Origin of the sequence: Paraburkholderia sp. EG286A, from assembly GCF_040965375.1 — a bacterium.
Classification (GTDB): domain Bacteria; phylum Pseudomonadota; class Gammaproteobacteria; order Burkholderiales; family Burkholderiaceae; genus Paraburkholderia.
On the sequence record NZ_JBFRCB010000002.1, the window covers coordinates 809,560 to 824,797 of the forward strand.

Genomic DNA, 15,238 nt, shown 5'->3' on the forward strand with positions numbered 1-15,238 from the left:
GCAGATTCATTCAACGCATGAGCAGGCCCGCAGGCCTGCTCATGCTCATGCGAACCCCACCGGCTAGTACCCGCCGTAACCCACCGCCCGGCCCGCCGCGGCCGCCTGCGTACTCGGCAGGATCAGGTTGATGACGCGGCTCCACTTCACGAGCGCCGACGCATCGACGAACACGACGTCGTTCGGCTGCAACTCGAACTCGTCGGCCGTGGCCATGGCTTCCGGCGACGACGCGTCGAGGTGGAAGACCTGACGGTGTCCCTCCTTCTGCCCGCGCACCACGTAGACCTGCGAGGCGTCGCCCGAACCCTGGCTGACGCCGCCTGCATTGCCAAGCGCGTCGTTCAGCGAGAGATGGCCGTTATCGAACGGCAAGGGACCCGGGTGTCCGACTTCGCCCAGCACGAACACGCGGCTTTCGTTCGCCGAATACACGCGCACGAGGTCGCCGTTCTGCAGCAGGATCTTGTCCGGGTTCACGCCCTTCTTGATCATGTCGGGAATGTTCACCAAGGTCGTCTTGTCGCCGCGCGTCACGCTAACCCGCGAGCGGTCGCCGTTCGCCGTGAAGCCGCCCGCGCGGTTGATCGCCTCGGGCAGCGACATCGTCATGTCGTTGAGAACCATGAGCCCGGGCGTGCGCACTTCGCCGTCCACGTACACGCGCCGGCTGCGGTACGACTCGATGCGCAGCGTGACCTGCGGCTTGTTCAGGTAGTAGGCGAGCTTCTTCGACACGAGGTCGCGGGCTTGCATCTCGGTGAGCCCCGCCACGTGGATCGGACCCACGTACGCCACCTGGATCGCACCCGACGAGTCGACGGTATAGCCCGACTGCACCTGGCTCGCGCTCTGGTCCTGCTGCCCGTTGCCACCGCCGCCGCCCCCGTTCGTCGGCAGGTTCATCTCGGGGTGATCCCACACGACGATGCTGAGCACGTCGCCGGGCCCGAGCGTGTAGGGCTTGGGCGTGCCGAACAGCGTCTCGACGTTCGCCGGGACAGTCGTCGGTCTCGATGCGGCTTCCTTCGCGACCAGCTCGTTGTTGATCTCGATGAGCGCGCCTGGCGGCGGTTGATCCCCGTTGCCGCTCGTGCGCGCGGCGCCGGTCGCGGCCTTCGCCTGGGTGACGCTCGACGGCGCCTGCATCCCTGGCGAAAGGCCACAGCCCGCAAGCAGGGCCGCGGTCGTCACCATGGTCGCCATCGCCGCGAGGGCCGCCCGTGCGCGGCCCGCCGATAATCTGCGCAAACTGCGCGCAGGCTGATTCACAGGCTGCGTCGCGGTTGCGTCGACGGCTGCGCCGCCCGAACAATCAGGTCTGCTGTTTAACATAGTGTTGCCCCCTTACTAACAGGATTCGCACATCGCCACGAAAGTGCAACGCGGGCTCATCGTTCGACTCGTTTTGACGCTTCAGCTGCGTTGCTTCGTCACCCCTGCCAATCCCTACCATTTCCGCTATCTGAATCTGCTGCCGCCTTTTTTCGCTTATTCAGCCTGCTCCGCGGGCTCGCCCTGCGCCATCGCGCTCATCGGACGCCCTCGGCGAAATCGCGCGCCAGCGTGCAAAGGATGTTCCTGCAACAAGCCGAGCAGCGAGCGCACCATGCCGTCCATCGCAAACCGCGCGTCGAACGTGCGCCGCGCCTGAGCACGCATCGCGTCGCGCGCGCGCTCGTCGAGTGCCCGCCATGAGGCGAAGTTGCGCTGCGTGCCGGCGACCGTGTCGGGCGCAACGAACCCCGCGCCGTCCTCGTCGATCTCGCGCCAGACGCCCACCTTGTCCGAGACCAGTGCAGGCAGCCCGCACGCCAGCGCCTCCGCCACGGAAACGCCGAAGTTCTCCTGGTGCGACGGCAGCACGAACACGTCGCTAGCAAAAAACGCGCCCCACTTCAGGTTGCCCTGCAGCATGCCCGGCCAGCTGATGCGGTGCGTAATGCCGTGCGACTGCGCGATCGCCTGCAGCGCGGGTTGCCAGTTGCCCTTGTCGGGCCCCGCAATCAGCAGATGCGCATCCGGCGTTTCGCGCGCATGGTCGGCGAACGCGTGAACCAGCACGTCGCAACCTTTTTTCGGGTGCAGACGCCCGAGAAACAGCACGATGCGTTTGTTGCGCAAATGCGGCGACTCCTGCAGGAAGGCTTCGCGCAATGTATCCGGGTCCTCGTTGGGCGCATTGGTGCCGAACGGCACGACGCGCTCATTGGCGCGGTACAGCCAGAACGATTCGCGCGCAAGCAGGCGTTCTTCGTCGGTCGTGAAGATCACGGCGGAGGCGTCGCGCAGCACGCGGAAATCGGCCCATGGCCAGTACGCCCACTTCTTCAGATGCTTGACCGGATAGGTGGCCTTGAACCACGGATCGAGCATGCCGTGCGTGTACACGTAATACGGCACCTGGGCGTGGCGCAGCGCGCGCCACGCGCCGAAGCCGTGGTATTGCCAGAGCCCGTGCACGATCGCCGCGTCGAAGCGCCTCGCGTTCGCGCGCAGCCACGGCACGTAGCCGGGGCAGTATCCGTAGTGCCCACGGCCCGGGCCCAGTGCGTGCAGCGGGAGCGGGAATTCGCGCACATAAGGCGCGTCGATCGGGTCGAGCGACGCCACTTCGATCTGGTGATCGAGCGCCGTCATCGCGAGACCGCTCTGGCGCACGCCCTCAATCGGGCCGCCCGAGCGGGGGTCGACCGTGGAAACGAGGTGCAGGATTTTCATCGGGGCTCCGGAGTCGCATACGTGTTGAGCGGCACCGGCGCCGCCGCGGGCGCCGTGGGTCGGAAGGCAGGCTCGCGCCCGTAGGACGGATGCAGGCGCTGGCGCTTGCGTTGCAGGTCAATGCGGTAATGAAGCTGCGAATACAGCGCGACGATCAGCCCGAGCGCGAGGCCGTACACGAGGCCCGAGAAACGCGTGCCGAGCGGATTGCCGCCGATCGATGCGCCCGGCAGCGCGGCGAGCACGAGCAGCGCCATGCTGAGCGGCATGAGCATCGGATGACGCGGCGCGATGCGGCGCCAGCGTCTGAACGCGCGGCCCGCGACGATCAGCGCGACGATCACCGCAAGCGGCATGCAGCCTCCGAACACGATGCCTTCGGCGTAGAGCTGGTACACCCAGAAGTTGTGGCCCGCCACCCAGTCGCTGGTGTTGAAGTAATCGTCCTTGCTGAAGGTCTGGTTCACGTACTGATAGTAAATGGGCGAGTAGCGGTAAAGGTGGCCATAACCCTTGCCGAACAGGACCGATTCCACCGATTCGGTGACCTGGTCATACTGGTCGCGCATCTCCGCGATACGCGTGACCGTGGTCGGATCGCGGTCGGACTCCGCGTTCTGCGCGGCCGTCACGCGCTGCGTCCAGTGTTCCGTGATCGACGGGAAGAGCCAGGCCGTTCCTACGCCCAGCGCTACCACGAACGAAAGCGCGATGCCCGTGCGGAAAAACGATTTGATCAGATGACTGATCGACGGCGAGGCGAGCCACGCCGCAAACATGGCGAGCAGGATGGTCGCGATCAGCAGGCTGCGCGTGACGCTCAGCAATTCGACCACGAGCGTGGCGAGGAACACGAGTACCATCGTCATGTTGAAGCGCCGGGCGACGATGAACTGGTGCAACAGCATGGCCTGCAGCGCGAGCAAGGTCGGCGAGACGATGCGAAAACGAATATCGGCCAGCGGCCCGCCGACTGCCAGCAAGCCGAAGAAGAACGTAAACACGAGGCCCAGCACGTTCGCGTAATAAAGCGCGCGTTGCATCTGCAAGACGCGGATGATGTGCCACGGGCGGCACATGGCCCAGTAGCCGAGCCCGAACAGCAGGAATGGCAGCATGACGCGCAGGTATTGTCCGACCGGGTTGTGCTGCAGCATTTGCGCAATGAGACTGCCGACGAGGCTCGCGACGAGCGCGCCCGTCACGAACGAGCGCAGCCGCGTCGGCCGCGCGAAGCGCGGGCCGATCATCGCGAGAATGAGCGCGCCTGCCAGGGCCGGAATGACGGCCAGCCATTGCGCGCTGTGGCCGAACTGGGAGTCCGGTGCCTTATAGTCGAAAGCGAGAGGCACGAGGCACACCCAGAGCCAGAGTGCAGCATGTTTGTTTCGCATCGGCGTTTCTCCCGGTGCGGTGCATAGGGTCGCATACGTTGCGCAAATTACATGCGCGCCGCACGCGTTGGCTCGACTCAATATAAATCGCCGCAAGCGGCTTGCGCATGCGCGTGGCGGGAAGCGGCAGGGTTGTGGCGGCAGGAAAAAAATTCTGATTCGACGTGTGGTTTCGCCCACACACCTGGCCGACAAGGAAGGGAACTTGGCGCACGCTGCACGGCGCCTGTGTCCATGATGGGGCCGGCAGGAGTAAGTTTTTCATCGTCTGCCTTGCGTAAGAATCCGGCATGGACGAAGCGAGGGAAAGGTCATGAAGCTGCTACACGGAGTGCGACTGTCGACGAAAGGGCGTTCCGTCGAGCTCGACTTCGTGCGTGGCATCGCGATCTTCGTCGTGATGGGCTATCACTTCCACACGGTGCGCACGGGCCATCCCTGGGTGAGCGTGCTCGAGTACCCGCTGAAAAGCTTCGGCCACGAAGGCGTGAATCTATTCTTCACACTAAGCGGCTTCCTGGTGGGTGGGCTGCTGCTGCGCCAATATTCGCAAACAGGCCGCATTGGCGCGCGCCGCTTCATCGTGCGGCGGATCTTCAAGATCTGGCCCGCGTACTACGCGCTGATTTTCTTTCATCTGCTTGCCGGCCGCCATCGCCCCGATACGTTCCTCTGGCAGAACCTCACGCACATGCAGAATTACTTCGGCACCGCCATCGCGCAAACGTGGAGCCTCGCTGTCGAAGAGCACTTCTATCTGTTCCTGCCCGCGCTCCTGATCCTGCTCGCGCATTTCCGGCTGCGCGCGAATGCGCTGATCGCCGTGATGGCCAGCCTCTGCGTGGTCGTCCTGAGCGCGCGTTGCATCGCGGTATCGCACGGCGACCTCGTCGGGGCGTTCAACTACACGCAGTACCGCATGGACAGCTTGCTCATCGGCGTGATCCTCGCGACCGTCTACTGGATGAAGCCCGAACTCTGGAGCATGCTCGTCGCGAAGAAGCGCTGGCTGTTCGGCGTGGTGGGGCTGCTGCTCGCCTGGCTCATCTTCGCCACGCCCGACGTCGCGCTCGACGAGAGCGTTGGCTACACGATCCAGGCCCTCGGCTTTTGCGCGCTCATCATGCTCGTGCTCGAACATTCGGGCAGATTTCGCACGACGTGGGTGTATCGCGGGCTCGCGTGGCTGGGCGTCTACTCGTACGGGATCTACCTCTGGCATTCGCTCGCGCTCGCGCCCGGCGACTATCTGATCCACAAGGCGAGCGCGCTCGGTGTGCCGGCGCTCGCCGCCTGGCCCGTCGTGATCGTCGCGCAGTTCTTCATCGCTTCGGTGCTGGGCTATCTCACTACGCGCGCCGTCGAGTTCCCGTTCCTGCGCCTGCGCGACGCGATGTTCCCCGACATGCGCGGAGCCGTTCCTGCCGAGCGACCCAACACGGGTGCCGCCGACAACAAGGTCGAAGGCGTTGCGTGATTCTTTGCGTGATCCTGTGTGACGAGATCGAACTCTTTCGGGTTGCTCAATATTTGACGACGTTTTCGCGAGCGCTCATGCCATCGCGGCCTGCAGCGTGCGCTTGAACTGTTCGAGCGTGTTGCACGAAAGGAGGTGTTCGCCCGTGGGCTGAACGGAGTTCGCGCCCGCGCGCCAACGCTCGGCGAGGACATCGAGCGCGTGCGCGATCGTGGCGGGCTCGAGGTCGTCGAGCAGGGGGCCGAGCGCGCCGTCGCGGCAATACCAGCCGATCAGGCCGTCGGCGCTGGCCACCACGGGCTTGCGGAAGCGGTACGCCTGTACGAGCACGCCGCTCATGCCGTAGTGCTGCTTGTAGCCGAGCCACACAGCGTCGCAGGCGGAAAAGAGTTCGCGCTCCATCTCGTCGGAAATGAACTGGTTGAAGATCACCGGCGCGCTCGCGAGTTTCGGCGCGTGCGCGTCGATGAACGCGCGCGTATCGTCGTCCTGCTGGCCCGCGATCACGAGGCACGGCGCGTCAGGCTTGTGCTCGAGCGCGAGCATCAGTTCGCGAATGCCCTTGCGTTCGCCGATCGCGCCGTACACGAGCAGATAGCGCGTATGCGCGTCGAGCTTCAGCTGCTCGCGCGCGAACACGGGGTCCATGCCTTCGATTTCGGGAAACGGGTCGGCCAGGTAGCTGAGCGGCGCCGCGCGCTGGGGCTTCGTGGTCGCGAACCAGTCGGGTAGCGTCGGGTCGATCGTGAAGAGTTCGCGCAGCCCGCGCGAGCGCATGGCGCGGCGAAACAGCGCCGACTTGGCCAGGTCGACGAAGCGGCGGCGCGGCGTGCGCAAGCCGATGCGCGCATGATGAAACGTCATGCCCATGACGATGGCGATCCACGGCGTCTCGCCGAATGGCGAGTCGAACCCCGCGAGCGTGTAGAAGAAGTAGTCGGCGTAGGGCGCGATCACGAGCCGCACGCGCGTCGTTTTGCGCACCTGACGCAACGCGCGCGCATAGAAGTTGCGAAAGCGCATGTACACGCTCGCGACGAAATGCGGGCCGGGCGGAACCGTATGCAGATCGAGCAGCACGAGGCGCAGATCGGGCCGCGCCTCGCGCACGATGCGCTGCGCGAGCGGATGGTCCGCGTATTCGGTATCGGTGACGACGAGGCAGCGGTGCCCGGCTTCCACGCACGCCTGCGCGATCCACTCGACGTAGCGCCAGCGGTGGCCCGTGAAGTTCGGCTCGATGATGGCGATCCAGTCGCCGCCGACCGATGCGCGCGTGCCGGGAGGCTCGGACGTCACGAGTGTGTCGGCCTCGACGTCGCACAGTGCGGCGGAGTCCGGGCTGTTAGGGGCGGCATTGCGATATCTGGCGATCGACACGTTTTCCATGCGGGAGGCCCGATGAGCATTATTACGAACAAAATAGCAGTGGTGCGCAAGCGGCATGCGCCAGATTGCGGGGCAGGGTGGCCGAAAAAGCCTGGGGATATGCCGATCGCTTGGAGATTCATGAATCGGCGCCGCGCGGATGGCCTACGTAAGCCCACTGTACCGACAGTCGCGCCGCGCAGCGTCCCCGTCTGATTCCACCTGGTAGATGGCGCGCCGTGGATGCCGCCGCGCGGTAAGGTCCAGAACGGGTGACGAAAACGCGTTCCCAAACATGCTTGAAGGGAACTGTGAAAAGGGGCTAAAGCTCCGACTCAGAGATCGACAACAGGAGAGGCATTTTGCGCGTGATGCGGCTGCCAGCCATACCGATCAAGGCCGGCTTCGGACCCGGCGCGGCGACCTGGGTGTTGCTGCAGCAGGTCGTCGTGCGCGGCCTCGTGGCCGTCAAGTTCCTCGTGATCGGGCGCATTCTCGGGCCGTCCGCAATCGGTCTCGCGAGCGTCGCGCTGCTCGCGGTCGCGATTGCCGAAGCGCTCTCCGATACCGGCCTCGCGCAAGCCGTCATACAAGGCCAGTCGCCGCCGACGCGTGCCGAAGCCGGCGCCGTCTGGACCACGCTCGCCACGCGGGGCGTGCTGATCGGCTTGCTGCTCGTCGCGAGCGCGCCGCTCATGGACGCGCAGTTCCACCTGGGCGGCGCGATCGGCCTCGTGCAACTCGCCGCGCTGCTGCCGCTCCTGCGCGGGCTCGCCTCGCCCGCGTATTTCATCACGCAGCGCGAGCGCCACTTCCAGCATATTGCGGCGATCGAAATCTCGTCCGCGTGTCTCGACTGCGCCTTCGGCATCGGGCTCGCGCTCGCGGGGGCGGGTCCGTACTCGCTCCTGCTCGGCATGATGATCGGCGAGGCCTTCAAGAGCGTCGTCACGTGGATCGCGCTGTCGCCGCGTCCGCCGATCCGGCTGCGCTGGTCGGGCATCGGCCATTACGTGGGCTTCAGCCGCTGGATCTGGGCGAGCAGCGTGATCATTCTGATCACCAACCAGTTCGACAAGGTGGTGGTCGGCAAGCTGCTCGGGCCGACGCAACTGGGCGCCTGGCAGATGTCCTCGAAGCTCGCGCAAATGCTGCTCGCCGACGCCGCGCTCGCCCTCTCGCAGTATCTGTTTCCGACCTTCGCCGCGCATCATCGTGGCGGTCCGCAATCGGCCGCGCGGCTGTTCCGTCTCTATCTCATGGTCGCCGTGGCGGGGCTGGCATGCGTGGTGATCGTGCTGCGCTTCGCCGCCGAGCCGCTCTTTTCGCTCGTGCTCGGCGCCGCGTGGCTGTCGGCCGTGCCGCTCTTTCGCATCTTCGTCATCAACATGGCGATCAGCGCACTGAACTCGGTGCTCGCCTCGTATCTGCGCGCGGTTGGCGACGCGCGCGCCGTCACGGTGGCGTCGCTGCTCCAGGTCGTGGCGCTTATCCTGTCCGTGCCGCCTTCGTTGCACATGTGGGGTGTGACGGGCGTGGCATGGTCGATGACCTTCGGGCTGTCTTCGTGCGCGGCTTGGATGCTGTATCGCGTCTCGCGGCAGAAATAGACCGGAGCGCAATGGGATTCAAGCGGGGATTGAAGCGAAGATTCAAGCGGGCATTCAGGCGCGCAGCGCCGCTTCGACGATCTCGGCGAGCTGATGTCCGAGCGTAGGCGAGTTGAGCTGGCAGTACACCGCGTGCGCCGCGGCCGCGGCCGCGCGCATTTCGTCGGGCGGCATGGACCAGATGCGCCGCAACGTGGCGGCGAGCGCTTCTGTGCCGCCGTCGCGCCCGAAGAAAAAGCCGCTGCGGCCGTCCTCGACGTAGCCCGGCTCCGGGCCCATGTGCAGCGGCAGCCGGTCGTGCACGATGGGCGGCAGGCTCAAAGCGAACATGTGCACGACGCTCAAGCCCGCCGAGCCCGGATAGCAGCCCACGCGGCAGCGCCGGCTGATGGTCGCGATGGCGTCGTCGTCGAACACCGCGCCATACCAGACCACGTAGCTGCGATCGCTGTACTTGCGCTTCAGGCGCTCGCCGTGCTCGCCGTCGCCGATCACGTGGAGCGTGATGTCGTTGCCTTCGGCGTGAAGCTGGCCGACCACGTCGATGAGCGGTTCGATCTCCGACCCTTCGCGCAGCCTGCCGATGAAGAGGACGCCGCTCTCGGCGCCCGTCTTGGTGGCGGGCTCCACGCCGCACGAGACGGTGAGGGCGTTGTTCGCGACGACGAGCTTCGCGAGCGGGCAACCGATGGCGACGAGCGAGCGCCGCGAAGCCTCGGTATAGCAGACGTAGCGCACCGCGAGCGCGACCGCGAGGCGATAGCACACCGTGCGCATGAGCCCCGCACTCTCGTGCCGGTAGAGTCCCTGGCCGTGAATCAGCACGGGCACGCGCATCACGCGTCCCGCGAGGAGCGCAAGCCACAGCGACAGATAGCGAACGTCTGCAAAGATCAGGACTGCATCGGGACGTTCGAAAACAATCCGGCTCAGCACACGGCTTTGCATGCGGATACGCCGCGAGGGCAGGCCCGCGAAACTGGCGATATGCGTTTCGACGAACTCGTCGCACGCGGGCTTCTCGCGCGAAAAGCCATTGGCCTCCACGCCCTCGGAGCACGCGAACACCTTGACGGAGAAAAGGCGATTGAGCGACTCGATGACTTCGATGCGATAGCGCGCGATCAATGGCTGCACGTAGAAGACCACCGGGCGTTTGAGCCGCGCGTCGGATTCGCTTTCGCAAACCGTTGTCCCGGAAGAGATGATCTCGTGTTCCACTGGCTGGCTCCGACGTGTCGACGCAGTCATGTTGAGAGGATCTTTCCGGTGGGGTGGGTTAGTCGGTCATATTTGCGCGAATCTCTTTTAGCAGTTGTAGGCGAGTCTTATCAAAAGAGGAATCCGAAAATTGCTATTGGACGAATTTACCGGGGGGTGCTGCGCTATGGGTGATGCGTAATCGATAAATGCGCAGAAAAAATGCAATAAATGCGGATTTAATTAACGGAGAAAAGAAGCGGTAAAAGGTTCGCCGGGACGCGGCCAATACGGATACCGCACAGACACCGCGCAATGCGCGCACTGCGCCCCGCATGCGCGCTCGTTCACAAACAGTTGGAATCAGTCGTTGAATAGATCGTTTCGGACAACTTGAATCCGGCCCGACTGGCGGCGCGAGGGCCTCGTGCTAACCTCGATTCGAGTCGAAACGACCACCGGAATGCGGAGAAACCGATGACAACGCTCGCTACCGATGATCTCGCGTCTTCCATGGCCCCGAACGGCGCGAAGGCGCGCATGCGCGTCGCGGCGGTGATCGCGACCAAGGGGCGGCCAACCGCCACCGCGTGGGTCGTGCGTCTGCTCGCGCGGCAAACGGTGCGGCCGGATCAGATCATCCTTTCTGGCAGCAGCGCAGACGACATCGGACCTTACGATGCCAACGGTCTGCGCGTGAACGAAATCATCGGCACGGCGGGTTCGAGCGTGCAGCGCAATCGCGCGCTCGACGCGCTTGCGCCGGACATCGACGTCGTGATTTTCCTCGACGACGACTTCGCGCCCGAGTGTCACTGGATCGAGCTGTGCGTGGAGCTGTTCGAGCGCGATGCGAATCTCGTGGGCTTTTCCGGCCGCACGCTGCGCGACGGCGCGAATACGCAGCCGATCGCATGGGAAGAGGCCATTGCGCTCGTGGACGGTGCGCAAGCCGAAGTGATGCGGCGTCCGCCGCTGCGGCCCTGCGTGGAGCTGTATGGCTGCAACATGGCATGCCGCGCGCAGGCCATCGCCGATCTGCGCTTCGACGAGCGTCTCGTGCTGTACGGCTGGCTGGAGGACAAGGACTTCTCGCGGCGCCTCGCGCGCCGTGGCGGGGTCGTGTACTGCGACTATCTGCTGGGCGTGCACCTCGGGCTGCGAGGCGGGCGCGTATCGGGCCGGCGCTTCGGTTATTCGCAGGTGGTCAACGCGATGTACCTGTGCAACAAGGGCGTGATGTCGCGCAAGGAGGCGACCAGCAACATCCTGCGCGCGCTCAGCATGAACTGCGTGAAGTCGGTGCGCCCCGAGGCGCATCTCGACCGGCGCGGCAGGCTCATCGGCAACGTGATCGGGATTGCCGATCTATGCATCGGCGCGGTTCGCCCCGAGCGCGCGGAGCGGCTGTAATTCACGCGCAGCGCGGCTTAAAACGACCGCGCTGCGCGCTCCTTTGCGTGCTGCGCTCAGTTGCCCGAACCGCGCGCAATGCGACGCTGCTTCACCGCCTGCGCGAGCCCTTCGAGCACGCCCACGCTTTCGTCCCAGCCGATGCACGCATCGGTGATGCTCTGGCCATAGGTCAGCTCGCAGCCTTCCTTCAGGTCCTGGCGGCCCGCCACGAGGTGCGACTCCACCATCACGCCGACGATGCGCTCGTCGCCCCCCGCCACCTGGCGGCCGATGTCGGCGCACACCGGAATCTGGTTCTCGTGCTTCTTCGAGCTGTTTGCGTGGCTCGCGTCGATCATGAGGCGCGCGGCGAGACCCGCCTTGCCGATATCGCTGCATGCGGCGTTCACGCTATCCGCGTCGTAGTTCGGCGTCTTGCCGCCGCGCAGAATCACATGGCAGTCCTCATTGCCCGCGGTCGAGACGATGGCCGAGTGGCCGCCCTTCGTCACCGAGAGGAAATGGTGCGGCTGCGAGGCGGCCTTGATCGCGTCCACGGCGATCTTCACGTTGCCGTCCGTGCCGTTCTTGAAGCCGACCGGGCACGACAGCCCCGAAGCCAGCTCGCGGTGCACCTGCGATTCCGTTGTGCGCGCACCGATCGCGCCCCACGAGATCAGGTCGGCGATGTACTGCGGGCTGATCATGTCGAGGTATTCGGTGCCGGCGGGCAGGCCCAGCTCGTTGATCGAGACGAGCAGCTCGCGCGCGGTGCGCAGACCGTCGTTGATCTTGAAGCTGTTGTCGAGGAACGGGTCGTTGATGAGGCCCTTCCAGCCCACCGTCGTGCGCGGCTTCTCGAAGTACACGCGCATCACGATCTCGAGCTCGTTCTTGAAGCGCTTGCGCTCTTCGACGAGCTTCTTCGCGTAGTCGACCGCGGCCTTCGTATCGTGAATCGAGCACGGCCCGATGATGACGATCAGGCGGTCGTCCATGCCGTGCAGAATGCGGTGCATGGCGCGGCGCGATTCGAAGATCAGCGTGGAGGCGGCTTCCGAGCAGGGGAATTCGCGGATCAGGTGAGCGGGCGGCGTGAGTTCCTTGAGTTCGCGAATGCGGACATCGTCGGTGTTGTGCGGGGGCATGGTCGTTTTCTCCTGATCCTGTGCGTAGCGTGCGTCGTTCGGACGGTGCTTCAAATTCGGTTAGATGAAGGTGCGGCTCGTAACTGTTGTCGAAACTGTGGGGCGAAAAAAAACCGCCAGGCTTGGCTGGCGGTTTCTCGTGTGTTCGGGGTCCTGCGCGTACTATCAACCCTCTCGATCCGCCAGCGGTCTGAGATACCAAAAGAAGTAAAAATAAAACTTCGTGGCGAACATGGCGGTCTTGTCTGAACGTTCGTTACGTCGAAAGGGTGATTGCCTTTATAACCCGGCCTTCTCGTGGCTGGCAAGCGGGGTGCGGTAAAAAAGCGGACTATCTGCGCAAAAAATGACTCATGCGCAGAAAATCCGCACGGCGATGCGGAATTCCCGCATCGCCGTGCATGGAATACGCACCGGCAAAGGTGCTTAGACCGTGCCGCCCACCGTCATGCGGTCGATGCGCAGCGTCGGCTGACCCACGCCCACCGGTACGCTCTGGCCCTCCTTGCCGCACACGCCCACGCCCGAGTCGAGGCGCATGTCGTTGCCGATCATGCTCACGTACTTGAGCGATTCCGGGCCGCTGCCGATGAGCGTCGCGCCCTTCACGGGGTAGGTGATCTTGCCGTTTTCGATCATGTAGGCTTCGGAGGCCGAGAACACGAACTTGCCGTTCGTGATGTCCACCTGGCCGCCGCCGAAGTTCACGGCATACAGACCGTTCTTCACCGAGCCGATGATTTCCTGCGGGTCCTTGTCGCCGTTGAGCATGTACGTGTTGGTCATGCGCGGCATGGGCAGTGCGGCGTACGACTCGCGGCGCGCATTGCCCGTCACGGGCATCTTCATGAGGCGCGCGTTGAGCGAATCCTGAATGTAGCCCTTGAGAATGCCGTCTTCGATCAGCGTCGTGCACTGCGTGGGGTTGCCTTCGTCGTCGATATTGAGCGAGCCGCGGCGGTTGGGCAGCGTGCCGTCGTCGACCACGGTCACGCCCTTCGCGGCCACCCGCTCGCCGATGCGCCCGGCGAACGCCGACGAGCCCTTGCGGTTGAAGTCGCCTTCGAGGCCGTGGCCGATCGCCTCGTGCAGCAGCACGCCGGGCCAGCCCGGGCCGAGCACGACGGTCATCGCGCCGGCGGGCGCCGGGCGCGCTTCGAGGTTCACGAGCGCGGCGTGCACGGCGTCGTCCACGTATTTCGACAGGATGTCGTCGGTGAAATAGGCGTAGTCGTAGCGGCCGCCGCCGCCGCCGTTGCCGATCTCGCGGCGGCCGTTCTGCTCGGCGATCACCGTGACGGATACGCGCACGAGCGGGCGGATATCGGCGGCGAGCGCGCCGTCGCTGCGGGCGACGAGCACCACGTCGTACTCGCCCGCGAGCGCGGCCATGACTTGCGTGATGCGCGGATCGCGCCCGCGCGCCATCTCCTCGATGCGCTCGAGCAGCTTCACCTTTTCGGTGGCGTCGAGCGAGCTCAACGGGTCGGACGGCAGGTACAGATCGCGGCCCGCAATGCCCGTGAGCGACTTCGCCACCTGGATCTTCTGCTTGCCGCCGCCGGCCTTGGCGATCGAGCGCGTGGCCATGGCGGCCTGGCGGATCGCTTCGGGCGAGAGGTCGTCGGAGTAGGCGAAAGCGGTGCGCTCGCCGGACACGGCGCGCACGCCGACGCCCTGGTCGATGCTGAAGCTGCCCGACTTGACGATGCCTTCCTCGAGGCTCCAGGCCTCGCTGCGCGTGGTCTGGAAGTAGAGGTCGGCGTAGTCGATGCGATGCGTGAAGATCTCGCCGAGCGTGCGCGTGAGCACTGCCTCGTCGAGGCCGTAGGGCGTGAGGAGCAGGTCCTTCGCGGTCGCCAGATTGCGGATGCCGGGTTCGATGATGTTCATGCGCTCTGTGGGATCAACGATAAAGTCTGTCAATGAAGATTCGGGCGCGGTGCTGCGAAATCAAGCGCCTTAAACGGAGAACTCGCGTGGAATTCGATGGGGTTCATTCGCGGGGCCAGTCGTCGCGTGTGTTGCATGCTTGACGTGCATTATGCGCAGTCGAGCACGCGGTGCCGCCACGCCGGCAGGCTCGCGCGCACGCTGGCGATGCGTTCGAGGTCGATGTCGCCGGCCACCACACCCGCGCCTTCGTCGCGCACGTCGACGATCTCGCCCCACGGGTCGATCAGCATGCTGTGGCCCCATGTGCGGCGGCCGTTCTCATGCGTGCCGCCCTGCGCCGCGGCGAGCACGTAGCACTGGTTCTCGATCGCGCGGGCGCGCAGCAGGATCTGCCAGTGGGCGCGGCCGGTGGTGTAAGTGAACGCTGAAGGCACGACCATCAGTGCGCAGTCTCCCATGCGCCGGTACAGCTCGGGAAAGCGCAGATCGTAGCAGACCGACAGGCCGACCCGGCCAAACGGCGCCTCGAACGTGCGCACCTCGGCGCCGGGCCGGATCGTGCGCGCTTCGTCGAACGATTCGGCGCCTTTTTCGAAATTGAAGAGGTGGATCTTGTCGTAGCGCGCGCGTTCCTCGCCGCTCGGATCGAACACGAGCGTGGTATTGAGCACGCGGGTTTCTTCGGGCGCATTCAGCGGCAAGGTGCCGCCGATCACCCACACGTCATGGCGCCTCGCCGCATCGGCGAGAAAACGCTGAATGGGGCCGTCGCCGTGGGGCTCGCGGATCGCCAGCTTGTCGCTGTCCTTGTGACCCATGAAGCAGAAATATTCGGGCAGCAACACGAGGCGCGCGCCCGCGGCGGCAGCCTCGGCGATCAACTGGTCCGCTTCGGCGAGATTGCGCTCGCGATCGGGCGTGCTGACCATCTGCAGCGCGGCGACGCGAAACGGGTCGAGGGAGGGAGCGCTCATCGGCAGATCTTGAATGGGTTCGGGGTGCATGGCGCGCATACCGCGTGCCCATGGC

The 15,238-nt window shown here is 65.1% G+C and carries 11 protein-coding genes; 3 read left to right on the top strand and 8 right to left on the bottom strand.

Annotation, left to right across the window (positions count from 1 at the left end):
• Window positions 1-63: 63 nt before the first annotated feature.
• The 3 genes from AB4Y35_RS10350 to AB4Y35_RS10360 all read right to left on the bottom strand — a co-directional run bounded on the left by AB4Y35_RS10350 (window position 64) and on the right by AB4Y35_RS10360 (window position 4,115).
• The gene (locus tag AB4Y35_RS10350) at window positions 64-1,206 is read right to left on the bottom strand and encodes a polysaccharide biosynthesis/export family protein (RefSeq protein WP_368704310.1); all 1,143 of its coding nucleotides are present in this window, start codon (window positions 1,204-1,206) and stop codon (window positions 64-66) included.
• A 285-nt stretch (window positions 1,207-1,491) separates the two neighbouring features.
• Window positions 1,492-2,721, bottom strand: a complete 1,230-nt coding sequence (locus tag AB4Y35_RS10355; protein ID WP_368704311.1) for a glycosyltransferase — start codon at window positions 2,719-2,721, stop codon at window positions 1,492-1,494.
• Window positions 2,718-4,115, bottom strand: a complete 1,398-nt coding sequence (locus AB4Y35_RS10360; protein ID WP_368704312.1) for a hypothetical protein — start codon at window positions 4,113-4,115, stop codon at window positions 2,718-2,720. Before AB4Y35_RS10360 ends, AB4Y35_RS10355 begins: the two co-directional genes overlap by 4 nt.
• 313 nt (window positions 4,116-4,428) lie before the next feature.
• On the opposite strand from AB4Y35_RS10360, the gene AB4Y35_RS10365 reads away from it, so the two are divergent.
• Window positions 4,429-5,592, top strand: coding sequence for an acyltransferase family protein (locus tag AB4Y35_RS10365; RefSeq protein ID WP_368704313.1), 1,164 nt, complete (start codon window positions 4,429-4,431; stop codon window positions 5,590-5,592).
• 75 nt (window positions 5,593-5,667) lie between these two features.
• Here AB4Y35_RS10365 and AB4Y35_RS10370 read toward each other — a convergent pair whose 3' ends face one another.
• The gene (locus AB4Y35_RS10370; protein WP_368704314.1) at window positions 5,668-6,972 is read right to left on the bottom strand and encodes a glycosyltransferase; all 1,305 of its coding nucleotides are present in this window, start codon (window positions 6,970-6,972) and stop codon (window positions 5,668-5,670) included.
• A gap of 350 nt (window positions 6,973-7,322) precedes the next feature.
• Here AB4Y35_RS10370 and AB4Y35_RS10375 point away from each other — a divergent pair, with 350 nt between their 5' ends.
• Complete coding sequence (locus AB4Y35_RS10375) at window positions 7,323-8,570, top strand: oligosaccharide flippase family protein (RefSeq protein WP_368704315.1); 1,248 nt, start codon at window positions 7,323-7,325, stop codon at window positions 8,568-8,570.
• Window positions 8,571-8,624: 54 nt separating this feature from the next.
• Here the strand turns inward: AB4Y35_RS10375 and AB4Y35_RS10380 are convergent, their stop codons facing one another.
• Window positions 8,625-9,791 carry a glycosyltransferase gene (locus AB4Y35_RS10380; protein WP_368704316.1) on the bottom strand — a complete coding sequence of 389 codons (1,167 nt, stop codon included), beginning with the start codon at window positions 9,789-9,791 and terminating at the stop codon, window positions 8,625-8,627.
• A gap of 456 nt (window positions 9,792-10,247) precedes the next feature.
• Here AB4Y35_RS10380 and AB4Y35_RS10385 point away from each other — a divergent pair, with 456 nt between their 5' ends.
• Complete coding sequence (locus AB4Y35_RS10385) at window positions 10,248-11,183, top strand: glycosyltransferase family 2 protein (protein ID WP_368690234.1); 936 nt, start codon at window positions 10,248-10,250, stop codon at window positions 11,181-11,183.
• 56 nt (window positions 11,184-11,239) lie between these two features.
• Here AB4Y35_RS10385 and aroG read toward each other — a convergent pair whose 3' ends face one another.
• The 3 genes from aroG to AB4Y35_RS10400 all read right to left on the bottom strand — a co-directional run bounded on the left by aroG (window position 11,240) and on the right by AB4Y35_RS10400 (window position 15,189).
• Window positions 11,240-12,313, bottom strand: a complete 1,074-nt coding sequence (aroG, locus tag AB4Y35_RS10390) for a 3-deoxy-7-phosphoheptulonate synthase AroG (RefSeq protein WP_069267830.1) — start codon at window positions 12,311-12,313, stop codon at window positions 11,240-11,242.
• Between the two features lie 426 nt (window positions 12,314-12,739).
• The gene (gene tldD / locus AB4Y35_RS10395) at window positions 12,740-14,206 is read right to left on the bottom strand and encodes a metalloprotease TldD (protein WP_324157788.1); all 1,467 of its coding nucleotides are present in this window, start codon (window positions 14,204-14,206) and stop codon (window positions 12,740-12,742) included.
• 149 nt (window positions 14,207-14,355) lie between these two features.
• Window positions 14,356-15,189: a carbon-nitrogen hydrolase family protein gene (locus AB4Y35_RS10400; protein WP_368690371.1), complete on the bottom strand. Its 834-nt coding sequence runs from the start codon at window positions 15,187-15,189 to the stop codon at window positions 14,356-14,358.
• Between the last annotated feature and the right edge of the window lie 49 nt (window positions 15,190-15,238).